The organism is Ruegeria discodermiae, from assembly GCF_030758345.1.
In the GTDB taxonomy this organism is placed as follows: Bacteria; Pseudomonadota; Alphaproteobacteria; order Rhodobacterales; family Rhodobacteraceae; genus Ruegeria_C.
Genome location: NZ_JAVAMO010000007.1, coordinates 77,660 through 98,600 on the forward strand (window position 1 = coordinate 77,660; position 20,941 = coordinate 98,600).

Here is a 20,941-nt window from a genome sequence, read left to right on the forward strand (position 1 = left end):
CATGGGCCGCGCGGCTGCGTCTCGTGATGCCGTAGTAGATTGGTGTAAATCCGGGTCATGAGTCGGCAGGTTCTCGCGTAAACGAACTATGTGCAAAAAGACAAATTGCACAAAATAACTCTTATCATTACCATCTAGAGTGAAATCGATGCGACGTTGGCAGGATATGCCAAATGTCTGCGACTTTTGTCCGAGGGGTTTTTGCCCATGTCAGGCAAGCTTTTGACACGCACAGGACGCCCCAAACGCCTGAAACTGGAAGCGCGGATTGAGTTGGCGCAGCGTTACCATCGTGGTGAGACGCCGAAGGCTCTGGCCGAGGCTTATGGTGTGTCGCGACGGCATGTGACGCGGATTGCCAAAGAGCAACGCGGTGAGGGGCAGGAGGTTCGAGACCCGTCAGTGGCGGTGAGTTTCCGGGCTGCGCAGTCCGAAGTCGATGCCTTTGATACGGAATGGCAGATGCGTGGTTTTGCCAATCGAAGCCAGGCGCTGCAAGCGGTGGTACGGGCGCGTTGCGGGTTGCTCGATCTGATGTCTGATGACCTGCGGCTGTTCTCTGAGACCCTTCAGCGCGCGCAAGACATTTCCGACAGCGCGCGTGTACTGGCCAAGGCTGTGCAGCGCGGAAAGCTGAAACTAGCACGAGAGGATCACAACAGCCTCTCGGAACTGCTCACCCTGGCTCAGGAAACCCATCGTGCTCTGGCTGCGATGAAGGCGTCCGTCCAGGGGCGCCGCGGTGCCCTTTGGCGGGATCTGGGAAGCGCCGAAGCCGCCCCGGATGCGGCAGGTGATGATGAGTGCTCCGCTTCACAGGCGCATGGCCCCTCGCTGCCTCTCGGCAACTTTGAGGCGCGAACAAGGATGCAAGTCTCTGTGTTAGAAGATCGGAGGGTTCGAAGTGTCTGAACCACTCGCCCTCTATCATGCCGTCATGGGCAAGCTCTGGGAAAGCGAGCGCATTCGCGGTCAGCGTCAGGCGCGCATCGAGGCACGGACTGCCGGGCGTCGGCAGGGGCGCAGCTACCACCGGACCGGCCGGGTGTCCGCGCGTAACCTACTCACATCCATGAGACCGGATAGCCGCGCGGCTGTGTTCAAACGGATCCGGGCCGGGGGATGCAAAACGCGGACAAGCCTTGGCAACCAGCTCTCTTACGTGAATGACAAGGCGGTCTATTCCTATTCGACCATGACCAACCCACTGAGCGATGGGCCGGTGCTGACAGTGGATCAGAAGAGTGAGATCATTGAGGCCTGGGCGGAAACCTGGCGCGGGACCACAAAGCTTGGCTTTACCTCGCACATGCTGTTGTCCTTTCCAAAAGATGTCACTGTCGATCAAGTGCGCGAGATCAGCCTCGATTGGGCGGAGCATTTCTTTGAGACAGGCGATTATGGCGATCAATGGGACTATGTGCTCTCGGTGCATGATGACCGGGCGCACAAGCATGCGCATATCATTCTCAACAATCGCGGCCTGAACAATGGCACATGGTTTTCTTGTTGGGCAGAGGGTGTGATGTCGCCCCAGCTCATGCGCGAGAAACAGGCTGAGATTGCCGAAGCCTATGGCGTGATGCTGGACGCCACGACCCGCCTGGAACGCGGTATCTTCGAGAAGGCACCCGGCATTGAAGAGATTTACCGAGCCAAAGAAGAGGCTCGCTTGCCGCGGGCGATTGCGCTCAATTCTCAGGAGATGGCCATCGCCAAGGCGCAGGTTGTCGCCTTCGCCAAGGATTATCGTGCGTTGGCAGACGTGCTTGACCGCATGGATCATAAGCACCTGGCCTACGTGATGCGCCGCATGGCCGCCTGTCTCGGAACAAATGTGCCACACGCGCTTGCTGCAGGAGAGATTGACATGGAGACCATTCGAACTGTCGGGGACGCCATCGACTATGCCGAGAAGACCATCGAAGCATTGCAGTTGAAAGCGGATGAGATGGGAGCAACTGAACGACCCGGCTTTGAAGTCAAGGCCGCCTCCGTCATTCGCGATCTGTCGCAGATGGTGCCCGATCCGGATCTTCGGGCGCGATTTACCAGAGAACTCGATGAGCCTTATCCGCCGGGCGCCGGCGATGAGCGCTTGAGCGCAGCGCTGTCATCGGGGCAGGACGGTGTTCTTGAGGCGCTCAAGCGGGATGCGGCGCAAGCTGGTCTGAATACGGGTGAACTTGTCGCACGGATCGAGGTCGGTGGCACCCGCAACTACGGGCTTGTGCAGGACTGGGTGGAGCGGGACAGGGCAGCTGTTCTCGGCAGGGAAGGAATTGATCCGGCGCGGGCCAGTGAGAACCAGCGCGCGCGCGCCCTCGACACGGTCGACGGGGTCATGGGGCGCTTGCTGAACCGGGCTAGCGAGCTGGGCGCAGATACTGAACTGGTACTGGGATCACAAACCCTGCAATTGGTCGATACCGGGGATCGATTGAATGCACCCAAGCCAGCCTTGCAGGATCTTGCAGATATGCTGCGCGGGGGTTCGCTATCGGACGCGCAAGAAGAGACGGTCGCGCGCACGCTCAAGGCCGAGCTGCATCGGGCTCTGGGTGACGCTGGTATGACGGAGCTGCGGCGTGGAAATTACAAGGTTCTGGAAGACGTGCTGCCAGACAAGGTGGATCAGATTACGATCACGCAGGAATTCCTCGAGCTGACCCAAGAGGAGACCGGCGATCAGGTCTACACCGAGCGCGCTTCGGCCTTGCAACAGGACAAGGCCAATGCGGTTGCCCGGGACACCCATCTGGAAATGCAACGACACCGCGGCCTGGAGCCTGGCCTTGATGATGAGGCGGGTCTCTGATGAGCACCCGCCTGCCTCTCTGGGCTGCGGTGCCCTTTGGAACACTGTGCGGGGCTGCGCTTGGCACCATCGTGGCCGGCTTCTATCTTGCCTTGGCGCTCAGAACTGGCCTCAGCGAGTTCGACATGTTTGCGGTTTGGACGTCCGGCGCCGGTCTTCGGTCGGCGCATCCCGAAGCATTCAAAGTGGCATTTGGCGCGGTGGGGCTTGGCGCCATCGGGTTGGCAGTGCTTGCCTTCAGTTGGTCCTGGGCGCTACGCCGTGATGATTACGGCTCTGCCCATTGGCAGAGCAAGCGCGAACTGAAGGCAAATGACATGCTGCAGCGCCCGGGGTCGGGTTTCGTTTGTGGTAAATTGGGCCCGCCCACTGCAACGGCTCCCTATATCTCGGCCAGCTCCATTCCACATGTGATGATGGTCGCTCCAACCCGGGCCGGGAAGGGTGTTGGCTTTGTCATACCCAACCTGCTTTCCTTTGCGGGCTCGGTTGTGGTCCTTGATGTCAAAGGTGAGAATTTCGAGAAAACAGCCCGGCTGCGCGCGATGAACGGAGATGAGGTTTTTCGCTTTAGTCCGTTCGACTGGGCCAACAGCACGCACTGCTACAACCCCCTGGCCAGGATCGCGGTCGCGCCGAGCTTTGCGCAGCAGTTCACCGAGGTCTCGATCCTGGCCGATCTCTTTCTCGACAAGGACAACAAGACGCTGGATACATTCTCCGAGGCAGGTAAGTCGATTTTTGTCGCGGCCTGTCTGTTGGCGATCCAGCGCGGGCGGCCGACCCTGGGTGAGGTCAACAGGATCGTCACTGCCGGGGACTACAAAAATGCCCAGTACAGCGCCTATGCCGAGGAGGCCAAGGAGCCAACGGTGCGTGAGCTCTGGATCAACGCGGCCAGTGCTTCTTCGCGACTGCTGACCTCCAACATTCAGGCCTTGATGACGGCGGGTCTAAAGCAGTGGGACAATCCTGCGGTGCGCACCGCAACCGATGCCAGCGACTTTACCTTCGACCAGTTCCGCAAGAAACCGCATGCACTCTATATTGTTGTCTCCGAGGACCACATCTCCACGCTGGCACCGCTCCTGCGGCTAATGTTTGCAGACCTCATTGCCAGCCTGCGGCTGAACGAGCCCGGATCGGACGAGCCCTGGCCGGTCATGATGATGATCGACGAATTCCAGCAGATGGGTGCAATGCCCTATCTCGAGCGCGCCATCCATTCGCTCGCTGCCTATGGTGGCCGCGTCGCCATCATCGCCCAATCGCTGGCCTCGCTTGATCGCATCTATGGATCCGAGGGACGCGAAAGCCTTGAGAATGGAGCAGGGCTCAAGCTTTACATTACGCCCCGCGACCAGCGCACTGTTCGAGAGGTCTCTGCTGCGGTCGGCAGCACCACCCGCGAGGCCGTCACCCATATGTATGGGCGCAACAAGGGTATCCTGGGTGCCACCTCATCCTCCTCCCGACTGGAAGAACGCCCGCTACTCTCTGAAACCGAAGCCCGCACCATGGATCCCAATGAGGTCATCATCCTGGCGTCCCCGCAGCACCCGATCCGTGCGCAGCGGATCAAGTATTTCGAGGACCCGTACTTTGCCGGACTGGCAGAACGCCAGTCAGGTCACGACCATCCCTATCCGCCGAGGGTCGAAGGAATTGGTCCCTGGGTGGAAGAAGAGAATCCGGCACCTGAGGCAGACACCAATGAGGAAACCAGTGTACCACTCGGTGAGCGCGCGCGGCGGCGGCGGTCGCGTGCTATGCAATCTGATGTTTCGGAACCAGCAGAGAATGAACCGCGCCCTGAGACCCTCAATCGGGAGGATCCGGTGCCCGAGAAATGGGAACAGGTGTTCCAAGAGCAGGGGGATTTCATAGACGAGTTGCTAGGCGATCGATGATCAGTGCGGGTGCAATGTGAGCCTGCGTTTTCCGAGAGAGCTTCCACTCTGGGGTAAAGAATCGTTCACACGCAAGAGGACAGTCTCTCAAATGTTGCGGTCAACACCGAGGTTCGCGATGCGCAGAAAGCGGACTTTGCAAAGTCGAGCGGGGGCCCTAGATATTTGGTCAAAGCGCTGCCTTGTCGAAAATGCGAACGACCCAATCGAGGAAAACCCGGACGCGCGGGGATAGTTGTCGGTTTTGAGGGTAAAATGCAGCCAGCGGGGTTGGGGATGGCGGTGTATCCGGTAAAACTTCCACAAGACGACCATCTTCCAAGTCTTCCAGAAAACGATATCTCGGCGCTTGAGTCATCCCGAATCCGTTTCGGGTCAAATGATGCAGAGTGTCAGCGTCGTTTGCGGTAACCAACGCCGGTAACGTCACTTCCCTAAACTTGTCTCCAACCTTAAACTCCAGCGGCAGTACTGTGCCTGTTCGCGAGGACAGAAAACCAACCATCTGATGACCTTTCAAGTCATCAACAGAGTTTGGAGTGCCAAACTTGGCCAGATACTCCGGGCTTGCACAGGTGATCTCCGGAAGGTCTGTCAGGTGTCGCGTGATCATGCCACTGTCATCAGGAATACCGGCACGGATGACGCAATCGACCCCTTCGCGCACCAGATCCACCAGGCGCTCTGTCTGACCGAGTTGAAGGCTGATTTTGGGGTACATTGCGAGGAAATCAGTCAGGTGAGGTAGAAGAAAGACCCGCGTCAGCGTACCAGGGGCATCAATGCGAAGCAGACCTGACGGTTCGTGCCCACGCAAGGCGCCTTCAGCTTCTTCAATATCACCCAAAATGGACGCGCATCTTTGGTAATAGGCTTGCCCATCCGGTGTTGGAGCAACATGGCGTGTCGTTCGATCCAGCAGCCGACTACCAAGGTCACGCTCCAGCCTCTGGATGGCTTCACTTGCGGTAGACCGCGGAATGTTCAGATCCGCTGCGGCCTTTGTGAAGCTCCCGCGTTCCAGCACCCGAACAAACAGGCGCATCGTTTCAAGTCGATCGATCATTGTTCGCTTTTATCGAATTGTCATTCCCAAACAAGACACATTATCTGGATCGTGTCCCCGTCTATCTTCGCTTCAAACAGAAAGGAGATTGACATGGTACACGGACAACGAACTGCAATTGTGACTGGCGCCAGCAAAGGGATTGGTGCAGCCATCGCACTCCGCCTGGCTCAGGATGGCCATACAATCATTGCCAACTATGCAAGTGATGCGGTCAGAGCGAACGAGATTGTAGACGCGATCAAAAAAGCTGGCGGCCAAGCAATCGCAGTTCAGGGTGACATTTCTGATCCATCCTGCATGCCAAGATTGTTCGATGCGGCTGAACAGGAATTCGGCTCTGTCGATGTTCTGGTCAACAACGCGGGTATAATGCGCCTGAGCACAGTTGCATCAACTTCCGATGCTGACTTCGAAGCTCACTGCGCCATCAACATTGGCGGCGTCTTTCGCGGCATGCGCGAGGCTGCCAACCGCATGAACAAAGGTGGCGCGATTGTCAGCCTGTCCTCCAGTGTTGTTGGGCTCTATCAGCCGTCATACGGGGTCTATGCGGCGACAAAAGCCGCTGTGGAAGCGATGACCCATGTGCTCGCCAAAGAACTGGGCTCACGTGACATCACCGTGAATGCCGTCGCGCCTGGGCCGGTTGGGACAGATTTGTTCATCAATGGAAAACCGGAAGCAGTGATTGAAAACATCAAAAAGATGAACCCGTTTGGTCGGCTCGGAACACCCGAAGACATCGCTGCTGCTGTTTCGCTTCTGGCCGGGCCGGATGGCCGTTGGATCAGTGGTCAAACACTGCGTGCCAATGGCGGTGTTGTCTAAGACACCGCTCTCGGAAAGCTATGCATTTCTGACCAAATGGCGGAAGTGCGGAGATAGCTATCAATCGCACCTAGCGCGAATGGTAGCTATCAGAATTACAATCCGGCAGACGTCCAAGCTGACATCTTATGCCTATCTACCCTTTTCCTCCTTAATCCTTCGATGAGCTGTAGAGTCCAGCATCAATGTCCGCAATGAGACTTGGCTCTGATGGAGACCAGTTCAGAACCTCTTGGGTCCATGTGCTCGATGCCGGACTGTCTGAAGCAGCCATGAAACTGAACCAGTCAAAATAGGCTTGCGCATCGTCGCCGGTTTTGGACGAGACTGGCAGCCCCAGACTGCGACCCAGGGCCTCGGCGATATCCTTGAAAGGCACGCCTTCTTCGGCAACGCCGTGGTAGTGAACACCGCCTTCGTTGCGCTCCAAAGCCAGCCGGTAAAGACGTGCTGCATCCAGGCGATGGACGGCACACCAGCGGTTTTGTCCTTCGTCGATGTAAGCGCCTTCGCCATGTTGCTTCGCGATATCCGCCAGCATTCGGACAAAGCCATGATCTCCAGCGCCATGTACAGAAGGAGCGAGGCGCACAGCAGCAATCTTCACATCTTTTTTTGCCATTTGCGCGCCAGCGTGTTCCGTCGCAACGCGGGGGTTTACCATGTCGCCCGTCGGAGCAAGGTCTTTTTCCTTGGACTCGACACCTGGCGTCAGTATCGCTGTGCCTGATGTCGCAAGGAACAGCCGGTCAGAGCCTGCCAACTCGCTTCCGATTGCGCGGATCACTTCGGCATCATGAGCGCAGTTCTCTGCGAACTTCGAGAAGTCGTGGTTGAAACCAAGGTGGATCACAGCGTCTGCCTGAGCAGCGCCTGTGCGCAAACTGTCCAGATTCTGAAGGTCGCCGTGATGTGCCTCAGCGCCGGCTTTTTTCAAGGCCTCGGCTGAGGATTCTGAACGAGCCAACCCGATGACCGAGTGGTCGTGATCCAATAGTTCGCGGACGACGGCAGACCCGACATAGCCGGTGGCTCCGGTTACAAAAACGCGCATTGATATCTCCTATGACGTGTTGAAACCTGCGCAGCGGCTCAGGTTTTTCGTCATAAAAAGTACAGGCGAACTTGGCGTTATCAATAAGTGAATGTCTCGATTGTCTTCGCAATCGTCCCAATCTCTTGGATATACGGCTTCTAGCTGATAGAGTTTTGAAACAAACCCAATCGGCAGAGATCACGTGGACCCTCTTTCTGACATCCTCTCCATCCTGAAACCTCAGAGCCATCTGGCAGGTCTTCTCGACCTTGGGCATCCCTCTGCGATTGGCTTTCCCGATCAGGCGGGTGCTCTGAAATGCAACGCCATGATTTCTGGTGATGCCTGGGTGTCTGTTGAGGGCCGCAAAGAACCCGTTCTAGTTAAGGAAGGCGACTTTTTTATTCTACCGACGGGTCGTCCTTTTGCGATCAAGACCGATCCTTCTCTTGAAGCCGAACCCGTAGAGCAGCTTCTGACAGCGCCACTTTCAATGGAGCCAGCGGTTATCAACGGTGGCGGGGGCACAATGATTGCAAGCTGCCGCTTTGCCGTGTCTCAAGCTCACGCATTCAGGCTCATTTCGATGCTGCCGTCGATTATGGTTATTCCGGCGCAAGAAGAGATCGCCGCCCATCTGGTTCATTCCGTGGGATTGATCCTGGAAGAACTGGCTGATGCGCGTCCGGGCAGTTCCTTGGTTGCTCATCACCTCTCGCACGTGGTCCTGATCCAGACCCTGCGTCATCATCATGCGGAGAAGGATGCCCAACTGAGCTGGCTTAAGGCGCTCGCTGATACACGCTTAGCTTTGGCTCTGACTGCGATGCACAGTGATCCCGGCAAGAAATGGACACTGAGCGAATTGGCTGAAGTCGCAAGCATGTCGAGATCGGTCTTTGCAAGGCGTTTCCAAGAAGCCGCAGGACAAAGTCCCATGGAATACCTTGCTGTTCTTCGAATGATTAAAGCGAGCGACCAACTCCTGTCATCCCGATGCACCATCGCGACCGTTGCTGATGCCTTCGGATATAAGTCCGAAAACGCATTCAACACGGCCTTCAAAAGGGTAATGGGCCGCCCGCCGCGTCAGTATGTGAATGAGCGTTCCAAGGGTGGTTCGGACCCTGTTTTGACCGCCGAGGACCTATCCCGAAGCTTCCAGTAGATTTGCTTTTGAGTAACGCGCAGGAGGGCACCCAACATAGCGGGAGAATGCGGTGCTGAAGGCACTGGACGATCCATACCCGGTCTGCGCGGAGATTTCGGCAATACTGAGATCGCCTGCCCGGAGCATATGCTTTGCCAACGTCATCCGCCAGTTTTGCAAGTAGCTCATTGGGGGCATTCCCATGACCCCTTCAAATCGTGTGAAAAACGCAGACCGCGATAGCCCGGCTTCAGTTGCAAGAGCTTGAACAGTCCAGCTGTAAGCCGGAGCCGCGTGCATGGCTCGCAAACTGGGTCCAACGCGCATGTCTGCCAATCCACGTAAGAGGCCAGCAGCCGGTGCCGGGTCCGCGCCAGACCGGAAGGCTTCGATCAGTAGGACTTGCAATAGGTTCTCGACGATCACATCTCGCGCCGGCCGGTTTGCGCGCGCTTCATCGCGAACAAGCTCCGTAAGTGCAGCCAACCGACCCTCACCGCGAACAAAGATCAGATCAGGCAATAGCGAGATCAATAGATTAGCGTCCGGGCTGGCAAAGGTGCAGTGTCCCACGAGCTGTTGAACTTCTGGATCCGCATCAGCCGTCCCAAGCCGGAAGATACCGTCTTCACCTTCCATTGGGTGGTTGACCAAATCATCGGGTGGTGGAGGGTCCATGCTTGAGAACGTGAAGGATTTGACCGCGGGGATCAGGACAAAGTCACCTGCATTTAATACTAGCGGCTCTTTCCCTTCGACCTCCAGGCACGCACGTCCGGTAAGAAGTGAGCAGTAGAATGCTTCGTTTACGTCTTCACGATGCACCCGAAACGGCCCAGATGCATGTACCAGTTTGGAATAGGACGCTTTGGGTTGCAGCAGGGAGATAATTTCAGAGAATGGATCTGCCATTTTGGACTATTGTTAAAGAGAAACGGACTTACGATTATATATAATACTGTCGACGTCCTCTATTTTCAAGACATCAACAAACAGGAGACAACGTCATGAAGACTGTATTGATCACAGGATGTTCTTCGGGATTTGGACTGGAGACGGCACGCTTCTTTCTCGAACAGGGCTGGTCGGTAATCGCGACAATGCGCAAGCCGGATGAAGCCTTATTGCCGGCCTCGGATCGTTTGACGATCCTGCCATTGGACATCTCGGACAGCGAGAGTATTGCAAAAGCATTGGAAACTGCGGGCCCCATCGACGCTTTGGTGAACAATGCTGGCGTGGGCTGGCTTTCGCCCTTCGAGGGCACATCAGAGGATAACCTGCGCCGGATTTTTGACACCAACACGTTTGGCACCATGGAAATGGTCCGTGCGGTGCTGCCACAAATGCGCGCCACGGGATCAGGGGTGGTCGTGAATGTCTCTTCCAGCGTCACGCTCAAACCGCTGCCGCTGGCTTCGGTCTACACGGCAAGCAAAGCTGCGGTGAACGCCTTTACAGAATGCCTTGCCCTTGAACTGGCCTCGTTGGGTATTCGGACCCATATTGTTCTACCTGGTCAGGCGCCAACAACGAATTTCGGTAAGAACGCAATGGCACTGATGTCAGAATCCAATGACACGCCTGAAGATTACAAGCCGTTCGTCGAGCAGACTATGGCGGCCTTTATTAACGCTGAAGGGAAAGAGTTCACTTTCTCAGAAGACGTCGTTCAGGCAATCTGGAAAGCCGTGACCGATACCACTTGTCCGCTGCAAATCCCTGCCGGTAAGGACTCGGTCGCACTGGCGGCCTAATCCACCCATTTACAACAAGACCCCCTGAAAAATTAGAATGGCCGACCTCAATGGGCCGGCCTTTTTTGCATCCAGTCGAGCTGATGTGATGAGTCACATGGCCAATCGCCAAATCGGGATCGTGCCGAGCAATGCCTTTACTGTAACAGGCACAGCAGATGAAGCGTTCAGGGTGTGCCTTGCGCATCTCGGGGTTTGCAAAGTTCGGCGATGAATGTCCGGTTCGGGCTGCCACCGGTCGCTGGCGCAAGTTGCAGATAAATTCGGTCTTGAACCCATAACGCGATTTTGCGGCTGTACGGAGAACAGCAACAAATTCCCTATATTCACAATGCAGGCCATTTCTTGGCTCAGTTTCACTAGGTCACGACGGCTGGATTCTGAAACGCTCTCGGCCACCTAACAATCCGGTCAACGGATTTTTCACACAATAATACCTGGGATGTTGCCAAAACCCTCTTCAAGCGCGTCGATGAATGCAGAAAGCCGACGCGGTTGGCGCCTCGCAGGGAGATACGCGAGGTTCACGTCCAGCGTTGCTGCCCGCCAATCAGGAAGTAAGTCAATCAGATCGCCTGATGCAAGTTCCGACGCAACGAACCATCTGGGCAGAACTGCCGCCCCAAGCCCCGATAGCGCTGCATTTTTTAGTGACATGATGTTGTTTGTCGACAACTTGGCAGCAACATTCAGATCGCATTTCTCACCATCTGAATGAGATAGTCCGACATTTGCCCCTTCAAACGGCGTCAGGGACACGAATGGAAGCTCTTTTGCGCCATCCGGTCTGGAGCTCTTGATTTGTTTCGCAATCGATGGAGTGCCGACAACCAACCTTTCAACCCGTCCTAGACGACGCACGATAAGTGTGTCGTCAGGGACAGTTCCAACCTTGATCCAGCAATCGCATCCAATTTCTGCAAAGCGAATTGGCTCATCCTGCAAATGCCAGTTTACTGTGACGTTGGGATTGGCTGCCTGAAATCCGATTGCGATTTCCGCAAGATGCAATTGACCGAGCGCGACGGGCGCAACGACCCTCAGCGGACCTCTTAACGTCTCAGGATCAGGCGCATGTTGCTCCTCTAGAGTATCCCATCCGGCAAGCAACTCACGGGCATCGGCAAGCACGTCAAGCCCTGTCTCCGTCAACGCCAATGAATGCGTTGTGCGACGCGCAAGCTGGACCCCAAGGCGCTCTTCCAAGTCTTTCAATTGTCGGCTGGCGGAGCCTTGCGAAATGCCCAGATCACGTGCGGCGCCACTGATTGTGCCCTTTTCTGCGATGCGCACAAAAGTTTCGAGAAGGGCGAGGCGGTCTAATGGCTTACTCATACGCAATACAAATAACAGATACCCTTATAAACTGTCTACAGAGTATCCTCGGCTTCAATCATCTTACTCCTCAACAGCAACGACTTCTCATGAGGAGAACTCAGATGACCAAAAGAACCTTCAAAATCGCCAACGACCTGACCGTGAACCGCCTCGGTTACGGCGCCATGCGTCTTACAGATCAGCCCAGCAATTTTGGCCCCTATCCCAAGTGGGACCAGGGACTTGCCCTGCTGCGCCGTGCAGCCGATCTTGGCGTGAACTTCTTCGACAGCGCTTGGGCCTACGGGCCAGAACATGCTGACCGAATTGTGGGTGAGGCGCTTGAGGGTCGGGATGTCATCCTGGCTACAAAAGGTGGCGTCGACAAACCGGAGCCAGGCAAGATCATAACCGACGGTAGCCGTGACGCGCTGCTGCATCAGGTTGATCGAGCCCTCGTCAATCTGCGCCGCGACCGCATCGATTTGTTTCAGCTTCACCGTGTTGACCCGGAGACACCCATCGAAACCTCGGTTGCTGCTCTCGCGGAAGCACAAGCGGACGGGCGTATTGGCCATATTGGCCTGTCCAACGTATCGCGCGAACAGCTCGACCAAGCCCTTTCGGTGGCTCCAATCGCAAGTGTTCAGAACCGCTTCAATATGGACGAAGCCGACGAAGATAACCTTGTCGACTATACAGCGAGCAAAGGCATTGCCTTTATCCCTTACGGGCCGCTCGGCGCGCATCCAATGCGTCAGGGTGCCAAGCTCGAACCCAAAGAGGCCATCGCCTGGATTCTGAAGCGCTCGCCAAACATCGTTGTCATCCCCGGAACGACGTCGATCCAGCATCTCGAAGAGAACTGGTCGGCATGGGACCTCGCATGATCGCCTCGATAAAGGAGCAAAAAAATGACCGCATCAGCACAAAGCAAAACCAACCTAGGGAAGCTCACCATGGAGCATGTGATGATCTCCACGGGCGACTACGCCGAGACGATATCCTGGTATGTCAACAAGCTCGATTTCGACATTCACCACGAATGGACGGTGCCGGACCTTCCAGGCATCAAGCTGGCCTACCTTAAGCGTGGTGACTTCCTGATCGAAGTTGTCGAAACACCGGACGTTTTCCAGGTTCGCAAGACGCCCAGGGACCTTAGCGAAGCGCTTGCTGACCGTGGAATTGGCCACCTCGCGTTTCTAACGCCGGATGTCGACGGTGTTGCTTCAATCCTAACTGAGCGGGGCGTTGAAATGGTGGTTCCTCCGACAAGTTTCCCTGATGCCGGTCGGCGACTGATCTTCATTCAGGACAACAATGGCAACTTCATAGAGTTCCTGACGCCGCTGTTAGAATTGGAGGGAGAACACGACAAATGACCCAGAACATTCACAAGCTGGCATTGCTGACCTGGGCCGTCGTCTACCCGATGATCACGCTTCTTCTGACCGGGTTGGAGCCCTTTGTCAGCGATCTCGCCACACCGCTTCGCACCCTCATCCTGACTGCATTGATGGTGCCGGCGATGGTCTACGTGGCCATGCCATTTGCAAAATCACGCCTGAAAAACTGGCTTGAACACTGAACGAAAGAAAGGACCTCAAAATGCTAGATCAGACCCAAACCAACCCCGTAACCCCGTCGACGACCACGTTCTCGATGAAGTTTGCACCCCATCTTGGGCTGTTGTCGCCGGACGCGGGCATGTTCCGCCACCACGCAGGCGATGATCCAGTCGATCAGATCAAATTCATGGCCGACTAGGGCTTCACAGCCATGGAAGACAATTGGATGAAGATCCGAGATGTAAACGTGCAACAGCGTGTCGGAAGGGAACTCGAACGCCTCGGTTTGGAAATGGGCGTCATCGTCAACACAATGAAATACAACGAACCCACTTTTGTCCTGCCGGATTTGCAGGAGCGGGAGCGCCTGATGCAGGAAGTCCGGGATACAGCAGAAGTGGCACGCCGTGTCGGTGCAAAATTCGTCACAACCCTCTCCGGAACCGCGCACGGGTCGCTGCAACGTGACTACCAGACAGCCAATATGATTGAGAATCTGAAATGGGCAGGCGATGTGGCGGAAAAAGAAGGCATCATCCTCGCCGTTGAGCCGATCAATCATAAAGGCTGGGAAGGCGCATTCCTGACCGAGATTGGCCATGCTTACCTGATCTCAAGAGCCGTCGGTATGCCGAGCGTCAAAATGCTTTACGACTTTTGGCATCAGCAGATCCATGGCGGAGACCTCATCGAGAACCTGGAACTTGCCTGGGATGAGATTGGGTACTTCCAGATTGCCGACAATCCTGGCCGTGTTGGGCCAGGTGTTGGGGAAATCAACTACCGCCCGATCATGCGAAAGATTGCCGAAAAGGGCTTCGACGGGATCATCGGTATGGAGTTCGACAACTCCGTGGCGGGCATGGAGGGCGAGCAGTCCGTCATCGATGCCATGCGCGCGATTGATCCTGCGCACGCATGAAGGGGGCAGACATGACCATTAAGCATTCCCTAGTTGCGGCGAGCGCGGCAGTTGCGCTCGCACTTGGAAGCACACTCGTTGCAGGAGCAGAAACCATGTTGCAAATCGAAACCAGAACGATTGGTGGGTACGAAGTTGCCTACACAGACCAAGGCACTGGCGAGGTACTTGTACTCATCCACGTGCTGGGTGCAGATCTCAGCCGATGGCGCGAAGTAGTTGGTCCGCTCTCAAAGTCACACCGGGTGATTGCGCTTGATTTGCTAGGTTTTGGACGTTCTGCGAAACCTGACATCAGCTATCGTGGGCAGACCTATGTTGATCAGCTGTTCGCGTTGCTTGACGCATTGGACATTGAAAACGCGACTTTGACTGGCAACTCCATGGGTGGCTGGATCGCATTGCTGGCTGCGGAACAGAAACCCAATCGCATTGAACGGCTCGTACTCGCCGCGCCGGCCTTCGTTCAAGGGCTTCCGGATGGCATGAGCGCAGAAATGCTTGCAACAGGCGCTGCCCCGCAATCAGAAAACGACATGCGCGCATATCTGGGCCGTGTCTATGCCTCACCTCCAACCGACGGAGCAACAGTTCGGCAGCTTTTGCATGAACATCGTACGGCAAATGCGAATGGCGCTATCGAAGCGATATCGCGGTCTCTGGCGGCGGGCGAAGATGCCTTTACACCTGAGCGTTTAGCGCAGCTCCATCAACCCGTGCTCATCATTCACGGCGATAGGGATGGCATTGTTCCAATGGTTGCCTCAGAGGCCTTGGTCGACCTCCTTCCAAGCGCTCAGCTATTGCAAATAAAAAATGTCAGTCATTGGCCTCAGGTCGAAGCGCCAGACGACTTCCTCAATGCCATTTCGGAGACCCCAGAAACAATGTGAGGTTGGCTTTCAAAACTCGGCGATACCATTGGGAAAGCAGCCTGTTGAAGGCCTATTTACGGGACTTTCGTCGAAGCTGTCATTCGTTCAATTGCTGGTTTGCCCGCCTCTAGTGAAAAGCAAAGTATGGGTCCTAATGACCGCTTTGGGCTGCCAGCTGCCGATGCTACGCGTTGAAGCGAACGACGGGCGTAAGCCCTAGTGCCAAGCCTGGCCAGTTCCCCAATTGTCAGTGTTTGGTTGAAGGCTAGCGAAATAATGTGCGAGTTGTGCAGCCTGGCGCTAAGCACCCGACAGGTGTTCGTGGGGTGCGTCCCAAGGCTGCGCCATTTCACCATATACAACGAACGCCGGACAAAATTTGGAAGGGTCGTCTAAAGTAGCCGCATGAACGTATATGCGTTCAGGAAATCTCTCGGTTCGACTGGTTAATGGCGAACCGCACTCCGGGCAAAACCCCGCGTAGGTGATCGCGCCATTGTCGCTCGGAGAAGCGAATTCCCTAATGATACCTGAGACTTTGAACTCAACCTTGGGGATCGCGAACGCAGAAGAATGGCCACCGCCTGTGGCCCGCTGACACTTCCTGCAATGGCAATTGAACGAAAACTCGATCTTTGCGCGACATTCATATCTTACCGCACCGCAGGCACAGCCTCCGTTGATTATGTCAGTCATCTTGCCCCCCAAATTGCCGTTTCAGTTTTTCAAGCCCGCTCGACCATCCAAACTCTAGGGCTTGCTTGGCTTGGCGTGTGGGTAATTTTCTGTGCACCAACGTCACCCGAACCCCTCCGTGCTCAGGGGTAAACTGGACACTTACAAGCGTCTCGCGCCCTTCGGTCAGGTCTTTTTCCTCTTCACTTTCCCAAGTGAAGGAGAGGAACTTGTCAGGTTCGACTGATCGATAGTGACCCCGGTGATGCGAGGCTTCGCCAGACTGCGAGATCATCTTGAATCGCCAATTTCCGCCGGCCCTGACATCCATTTCGAGCACCTCAGCCCGAAAACCTTTGGGGCCGAACCATTGCTCGATTTTCGAGGGTTCGGTCCACGCGCAAAATGCCTGATGGACGTCTACAGCATACCAGGCTGAAACGCTCACTTCATTAACGTCAGATACAGCCTCACGGTTCATCAGTCTTCTCGCGAGCTAGAAACGCACCCAACGATTCAAGGTTTTCCCCCCAATAGGCAGCGTATTTTTCAGCCCATGATAACGCAGGTTGAAATCCCCTCTCGTCCAACTCGATGTGATGTTGTCGACCTTTTAACGTCCTACGGATCATGTGTGCCTGCTCAAGCACTTTTAGATGTTGAGAAATCGCGCCCGGTGAGAGCTTATGATCCGATCCCAACTGGTTCACTGTGGTTGGGCCACCTAGAAGCCGATCCAACATCTGCCGTCTGACGGGGTGAGCTAGTGCCGAGAAAGCAACATTAGCATAAGACATGATTTGAAGATACCTAAATAGTTTAGGTAAATCTAAAGCATTTGAGATACTTGTCAAGCGGCCGCTTGAGATTGAAAGCAGTGGGGCAATCCAATCATGCCAAAGCAGGCTTCCCGCGCAGCTCGGGCGTCTTGAAGCTGGTTCGTGAATTCCCGATTACGAGAAGAAGAGCCAATTGCGCTCAATGTACAGTGCTGTGGTTGAGTATCTACAATCACGGCTGCTGTGCCGGCAGTGAGGCATCACTTTCCGGCCGATAGAATTGCATCGTTACACCATTTCCGCAGTGCTCAAATCTGATCAGCTTCAGTTGGCATGGCGGGCTGCCGTTCTCAAAAAGACGCTTGCCGCCGCCGACAACCACCGGGAAGACCCACAAGCGGAACTCATCTATAAGCCTATGGGCAAGAAGGGCTTGTATCAGGCGGGAGCTGCCATGCACCTGCAACAGAGGTCCATCCTGTGCCTTTAAAGTCGATATTTCCTCTGCGATGTTACCGTTGATCGGGCGCGCATTCTGCCAGTGCAAACTGCTAGGTTGTGAGGTCACAACGTATTTTCGAGCCTTATTGATACGGTCGGAAAGTGCGGACTTCGGCGCGTTTGGCCAATGGCCTGCAAAGAGGTCATAGGCCTTGCGGCCGAAAACCATATCATAAGGATCAGACATGGCGTGACGCTCGACTTGGTCCATCACGCCTTCCCAATACGGCGCGGCCCAACCACCATGTTCAAACCCACCAGACGGGTCTTCTTCCGGCATGCTTGGGGATTGCATCACCCCATCGAGCGTCACGAATGTCAGAACGGCAAGCTGTCGCATGTGGTCCGCCCGTCAGTCGCCGTGCATGGAAGCAAGATGCTCGCCAAGCTTATCAAAGGCCTGGTTCCAGCCACCGGCACCAGCCGTGCCTTCTTCGACGCCGATATGGACCATTGTCATCACAGTCTTCCCGTTCACTTCCGAGAGTTCGACGATGATTTCCGTTATGTCAGGAAAGTCTTCGGGCATACCCATCGCCTGAGGTGTGATTAGGGTGCCGTCCTCGTCACACAAACTCTCGGTATAAACGAGGCGATTTGGCCGGGTGACTTCCTTGTACACGCCGGTGAACCACATTTTCATGGGTCGTTCGGCTGCGGTCATTTCCAAACAGACTTTACGCGTACCGCCAACAACAACATCCATTTCTGCTACCGGAACGGACATGCCGCGTGGTCCGTACCAAGCACGAAACAGAGCCGGTTCAGTCCACATGTCCCATATAGTCTCAATCGGGGAATCAAACTCGCGCTCGTTCTTCACCCATTTGTATTCCTCATTCATCGGGCGTTCCCTTCATTCCATTCAGAATTCTGTCCATGGCATCGAAGCGAGCCTCCCAGATGAAGCGGTTTTGGTCAGTCCAGCTTGCAACCGCCTCCAAAGGCTTTGTGTCCAAGGCACAGGGTCGGAACTGGGCTTCCCTTCCACGTGTGACCAAGCCGGCGGCTTCGAGCACCCGGATGTGTCTTGAAATCGCGGGCAACGTCGCATCGAACGGCTCTGCCAGTTCATTCACCGTGGCTGAGCCTTGCACCAAACGTGCCAGAATCGCGCGCCTCGTTGGGTGGGCCAATGCGGAGAAGGCAGCATCAAGTTGTTCATCGCCAATCATGGCAGTATTATTATACTAAATGGTTAATTAATCAATTGGTTTAATTAAGTTCGAAAAACCCACCATTGCTTTTTTGGACCTGCCAATCCAACAGATTGTTCGGCTTTCCGCGCAGAAGCGGCCACGGTCGCATCGCTAAAGTATTGCGACCAGATAGCCAGGGGAAAACCAACTCAGAAATCGAACGCTACACCTCAAGTGAACCTTGAGACGTTCAATCAGGTGGAAGAAAGGCCGCTATAATCAAATCGGCGGCAGATCCGCTCAGCGCCATTGGAATGTCGTGCATTATTGCGAGTCTTGTAAGGGCCTGGAGGTCAACGTCACTGCCGTGGGGCGCTGTTGGGTCAGCCAAGAAGATCACTGCATCCAGCTCTCCGGTTGCGACAAGTGCCCCAAGTTGTTGGTCGCCACCTTTGGAACCGCGTTGTAACCGCCGTACGTTCAATTCCGGGCACGTGTCCATCACAAGGGCGCCGGTCCCGCCAGTGCAAATCAAGTTGTGCCCAGCCAAGGCCTTCCGATGTCTTAGCACCCAGGCGCGCAAATGGGACTTACGGTCATTATGTGCAACCAGCGCTAATTTCCTTGGTGCGCTGGAAAGTGCCTGAGCATCGGCGGTAATTGCCAAAAGGGATCTGATTTGGTCAATGAAGCTCGCGCCTGATTGAAAAGCGCCCGAGAATGCAGCCGTGCCGACCGTAAAGGCTTGCGCGCCGGATTCCGCGACCGTGCGTATGCGATCTTCGCTGTCGATGCTGCCGGCGACCACTATTGGCTTGCTCACTGCTTGCGCCACCTGCCGCATAAGCGCGGGGACGTCGCCGGAAAAACGGTAGGCCAGCAAATCCAACCCGTGAACATACTCCAGATCGGCCAGTCTTCGAGCCGACGCCACAATGTCGCCAACTGAGCCCTCTAATACGCTGGGATGCCCGGTTATCCGACCCGGAAATGGAAAGTAACGAAGCGGGTGATCTCGAGTGATTTCCGTAACCTCAGCAGCCCGTGTGCCGCCTAACAGGCAATCAACATTCAAATCAACCGCCGCGCGCGCCGAAGCAATTTCGCTTTCTTTATCCAGACTGACTACTTCGAGGTATGACCGACCACCAGCAGTCCGAATGGATTTCGCCAAACTGTGCAGATCCTCGAATGGCAAACCCACATCTTTGAAACCAATGTGGCGTGCTCCGGCTTCTAGCGCGTCTTCTAGCCGGGCTGAGGCATCTGGAATGGTAAGGTCATTCTCGGTCAGCATCAGTATGAAGTTGAATGCCATGACTTACTCCCGTTTTGATGCTGCGACTTCGGGTGCGGATAACCAATTCTCGGTGGCTTCCACGATTTCCAGATGAGGCCGTCCTTGCGAAGATCGTACCAGAGCCAAGACATGACCCAACGCCTGACCAACTGTCAAATCCGCGGCAATCATTGCGGCGAATACGTCACCTGTACCATGTGGAACATCCGGAAAATGGCGTGTTTGATAATGTGATACATTTGGCCCATCCAGGGACAAGATGCCAGTTTCATTCGGCCCCCATGGCGTTGATGTAACGTAGATCTTGTCGATGCCCAGGGTTTTTGCGGCCTTTACTGCATCATCAATACTCTGGCATTTCCGTCCTGAAAGCCATTCGAGTTCAAAAAGGTTGGGTGTGGTTACATCGGCCAGCGGTAGTAGCTTGTCGCGCACGGCTGTGCCAACTTCCGCAGAAACGTAAAGGCCATTGGGGTGGTCGCCCAGAATGGGATCGATGACAACTCGTAAGTGGCTTGCTTCCGCTTTGGCGCGATTGACGAGGTCGACGGCCGCATCAACATGCCGGGAACTCGGCATGTAGCCAACGAGAACTGCCGAATGATCAGCCAACCAACCGTTGGCGCAAAGCGCTTCCGTCATTCTGAGTATCTGTTCAGCTTCGATTGGCACTTGTGCAACATTGGGCCAACCGGGGTGGTTCGAAAGAACCACGGTTGGAACAGCCGTGACATTGATGCCCAGTTTTTGGCACACGGGCTGGCCTGCCGACAGGCCAACGTGACCAATTGTGACGTAACTCGAAAGGATCAAGATGCGCGACAACGTAATCTCTCCATAAGGTCCCGCTGCGATTTTCGCCGTGCCAGCCTTGCGGTTTTGACACGAAGAAACGGCATCGAGCAGCGCTTCCAGAACTAAATGACTTAACTCAACAGGAGCTCCGAAATCTCGTTCTCTGTCATCAGGTCTGCATTCTTCTGTTCCATGTCGAACAAATTAGCATTGTGAGGTGCCAACGCTCGGTCACCGACGCAATCAGAAGCGACGATTGTCTTAAAGTTGTAGCTCATTGAATCGACGAGGGTCGCCCTTACGCAACCCGACGTCGTGCATCCTGCAACGATAACTGTGTCAACGCTTCGCGCGATCAGCCAAGCCAACGATGCTCGTTTTTGACTCTCTCCCAATCAATTCGAGGTTCCGAGGTGTTTGCAGGTCAATAGATCTTCGCAAACTTTGCTTGGCAGATCATAGTCCTTCACAAGTTTTAGGTGTCATATTGGCGACGACT

The 20,941-nt window shown here is 55.3% G+C and carries 25 protein-coding genes; 12 read left to right on the top strand and 13 right to left on the bottom strand.

The features are described from left to right. Positions 1-207: 207 nt before the first annotated feature. From Q5Y75_RS16275 to Q5Y75_RS16285, 3 genes are read left to right on the top strand one after another with little or no spacing between them, the layout of a single operon-like run. Positions 208-912, top strand: a complete 705-nt coding sequence (locus tag Q5Y75_RS16275) for a helix-turn-helix domain-containing protein (protein WP_306199355.1) — start codon at positions 208-210, stop codon at positions 910-912. Continuing rightward, positions 905-2,818: a relaxase/mobilization nuclease domain-containing protein gene (locus tag Q5Y75_RS16280; protein ID WP_306199357.1), complete on the top strand. Its 1,914-nt coding sequence runs from the start codon at positions 905-907 to the stop codon at positions 2,816-2,818. Before Q5Y75_RS16275 ends, Q5Y75_RS16280 begins: the two co-directional genes overlap by 8 nt. Next, a complete protein-coding gene (locus Q5Y75_RS16285) occupies positions 2,818-4,728 on the top strand; it encodes a type IV secretory system conjugative DNA transfer family protein (RefSeq protein WP_306199359.1) in 1,911 nt (636 codons plus the stop codon). The genes Q5Y75_RS16280 and Q5Y75_RS16285 overlap by 1 nt, the downstream gene beginning before the upstream one ends. A 169-nt stretch (positions 4,729-4,897) precedes the next feature. On the opposite strand, the gene Q5Y75_RS16290 is transcribed toward Q5Y75_RS16285, so the two are convergent. Continuing rightward, a complete protein-coding gene (locus Q5Y75_RS16290; protein ID WP_306199361.1) occupies positions 4,898-5,794 on the bottom strand; it encodes a LysR family transcriptional regulator in 897 nt (298 codons plus the stop codon). A gap of 93 nt (positions 5,795-5,887) precedes the next feature. Between Q5Y75_RS16290 and Q5Y75_RS16295 the strand changes: the two genes are divergently transcribed. Beyond that, entirely contained in the window at positions 5,888-6,625 is a 738-nt protein-coding gene (locus tag Q5Y75_RS16295; RefSeq protein WP_306199362.1) for an SDR family oxidoreductase, read from the top strand. Positions 6,626-6,776: 151 nt separating this feature from the next. Here Q5Y75_RS16295 and Q5Y75_RS16300 read toward each other — a convergent pair whose 3' ends face one another. Next, positions 6,777-7,679, bottom strand: coding sequence for an SDR family oxidoreductase (locus tag Q5Y75_RS16300; protein WP_306199364.1), 903 nt, complete (start codon positions 7,677-7,679; stop codon positions 6,777-6,779). Between the two features lie 184 nt (positions 7,680-7,863). Here Q5Y75_RS16300 and Q5Y75_RS16305 point away from each other — a divergent pair, with 184 nt between their 5' ends. After that, positions 7,864-8,829: an AraC family transcriptional regulator gene (locus tag Q5Y75_RS16305; protein WP_306199366.1), complete on the top strand. Its 966-nt coding sequence runs from the start codon at positions 7,864-7,866 to the stop codon at positions 8,827-8,829. Here Q5Y75_RS16305 and Q5Y75_RS16310 read toward each other — a convergent pair. Further along, a complete protein-coding gene (locus Q5Y75_RS16310) occupies positions 8,809-9,723 on the bottom strand; it encodes an AraC family transcriptional regulator (RefSeq protein ID WP_306199368.1) in 915 nt (304 codons plus the stop codon). The two genes, Q5Y75_RS16305 and Q5Y75_RS16310, sit on opposite strands and share 21 nt — an antisense overlap. 95 nt (positions 9,724-9,818) lie before the next feature. Here Q5Y75_RS16310 and Q5Y75_RS16315 point away from each other — a divergent pair, with 95 nt between their 5' ends. Beyond that, positions 9,819-10,568, top strand: a complete 750-nt coding sequence (locus tag Q5Y75_RS16315) for an SDR family oxidoreductase (protein WP_306199370.1) — start codon at positions 9,819-9,821, stop codon at positions 10,566-10,568. Positions 10,569-10,991: 423 nt separating this feature from the next. Here Q5Y75_RS16315 and Q5Y75_RS16320 read toward each other — a convergent pair whose 3' ends face one another. After that, positions 10,992-11,903, bottom strand: a complete 912-nt coding sequence (locus Q5Y75_RS16320) for a LysR family transcriptional regulator (RefSeq protein WP_306199372.1) — start codon at positions 11,901-11,903, stop codon at positions 10,992-10,994. 104 nt (positions 11,904-12,007) lie between these two features. Between Q5Y75_RS16320 and Q5Y75_RS16325 the strand changes: the two genes are divergently transcribed. From Q5Y75_RS16325 to Q5Y75_RS16350, 6 genes are read left to right on the top strand one after another with little or no spacing between them, the layout of a single operon-like run. Then, positions 12,008-12,775 carry an aldo/keto reductase gene (locus Q5Y75_RS16325; RefSeq protein ID WP_306199375.1) on the top strand — a complete coding sequence of 256 codons (768 nt, stop codon included), beginning with the start codon at positions 12,008-12,010 and terminating at the stop codon, positions 12,773-12,775. Between the two features lie 24 nt (positions 12,776-12,799). Beyond that, positions 12,800-13,270: a VOC family protein gene (locus Q5Y75_RS16330; protein WP_306199377.1), complete on the top strand. Its 471-nt coding sequence runs from the start codon at positions 12,800-12,802 to the stop codon at positions 13,268-13,270. Next, positions 13,267-13,476 (top strand): putative antibiotic biosynthesis monooxygenase, encoded by a 210-nt coding sequence (locus Q5Y75_RS16335; protein ID WP_306199379.1) that lies wholly within the window; start codon positions 13,267-13,269, stop codon positions 13,474-13,476. Before Q5Y75_RS16330 ends, Q5Y75_RS16335 begins: the two co-directional genes overlap by 4 nt. A gap of 20 nt (positions 13,477-13,496) precedes the next feature. Further along, entirely contained in the window at positions 13,497-13,655 is a 159-nt protein-coding gene (locus Q5Y75_RS16340) for a hypothetical protein (protein WP_306199381.1), read from the top strand. A gap of 12 nt (positions 13,656-13,667) precedes the next feature. Continuing rightward, a complete protein-coding gene (locus Q5Y75_RS16345; protein WP_306199383.1) occupies positions 13,668-14,378 on the top strand; it encodes a TIM barrel protein in 711 nt (236 codons plus the stop codon). 11 nt (positions 14,379-14,389) lie between these two features. Further along, positions 14,390-15,271, top strand: coding sequence for an alpha/beta fold hydrolase (locus Q5Y75_RS16350; protein ID WP_306199385.1), 882 nt, complete (start codon positions 14,390-14,392; stop codon positions 15,269-15,271). A 282-nt stretch (positions 15,272-15,553) separates the two neighbouring features. On the opposite strand, the gene Q5Y75_RS28530 is transcribed toward Q5Y75_RS16350, so the two are convergent. From Q5Y75_RS28530 to Q5Y75_RS16385, 9 genes are all read right to left on the bottom strand, one after another. Beyond that, a complete protein-coding gene (locus tag Q5Y75_RS28530; protein ID WP_371933276.1) occupies positions 15,554-15,949 on the bottom strand; it encodes a GFA family protein in 396 nt (131 codons plus the stop codon). After that, on the bottom strand, positions 15,942-16,409 hold the full coding sequence (locus Q5Y75_RS16355; RefSeq protein ID WP_306199387.1) for an SRPBCC family protein: 468 nt from the start codon (positions 16,407-16,409) through the stop codon (positions 15,942-15,944). Before Q5Y75_RS16355 ends, Q5Y75_RS28530 begins: the two co-directional genes overlap by 8 nt. Continuing rightward, positions 16,399-16,725, bottom strand: a complete 327-nt coding sequence (locus tag Q5Y75_RS28535) for an ArsR/SmtB family transcription factor (RefSeq protein ID WP_371933280.1) — start codon at positions 16,723-16,725, stop codon at positions 16,399-16,401. The genes Q5Y75_RS16355 and Q5Y75_RS28535 overlap by 11 nt, the downstream gene beginning before the upstream one ends. A gap of 214 nt (positions 16,726-16,939) precedes the next feature. After that, complete coding sequence (locus tag Q5Y75_RS16360) at positions 16,940-17,548, bottom strand: dihydrofolate reductase family protein (protein ID WP_306199388.1); 609 nt, start codon at positions 17,546-17,548, stop codon at positions 16,940-16,942. 12 nt (positions 17,549-17,560) lie between these two features. Further along, the gene (locus tag Q5Y75_RS16365) at positions 17,561-18,052 is read right to left on the bottom strand and encodes an SRPBCC family protein (protein WP_306199390.1); all 492 of its coding nucleotides are present in this window, start codon (positions 18,050-18,052) and stop codon (positions 17,561-17,563) included. Further along, positions 18,045-18,383 (bottom strand): ArsR/SmtB family transcription factor, encoded by a 339-nt coding sequence (locus Q5Y75_RS16370; protein WP_306199392.1) that lies wholly within the window; start codon positions 18,381-18,383, stop codon positions 18,045-18,047. The genes Q5Y75_RS16365 and Q5Y75_RS16370 overlap by 8 nt, the downstream gene beginning before the upstream one ends. 214 nt (positions 18,384-18,597) lie before the next feature. Further along, on the bottom strand, positions 18,598-19,665 hold the full coding sequence (locus Q5Y75_RS16375) for a methylglyoxal synthase (protein ID WP_306199394.1): 1,068 nt from the start codon (positions 19,663-19,665) through the stop codon (positions 18,598-18,600). A gap of 3 nt (positions 19,666-19,668) precedes the next feature. Next, positions 19,669-20,472 carry a PfkB family carbohydrate kinase gene (locus tag Q5Y75_RS16380; protein ID WP_306199396.1) on the bottom strand — a complete coding sequence of 268 codons (804 nt, stop codon included), beginning with the start codon at positions 20,470-20,472 and terminating at the stop codon, positions 19,669-19,671. A gap of 101 nt (positions 20,473-20,573) precedes the next feature. Further along, a complete protein-coding gene (locus Q5Y75_RS16385) occupies positions 20,574-20,837 on the bottom strand; it encodes an isochorismatase family protein (protein ID WP_306199398.1) in 264 nt (87 codons plus the stop codon). Between the last annotated feature and the right edge of the window lie 104 nt (positions 20,838-20,941).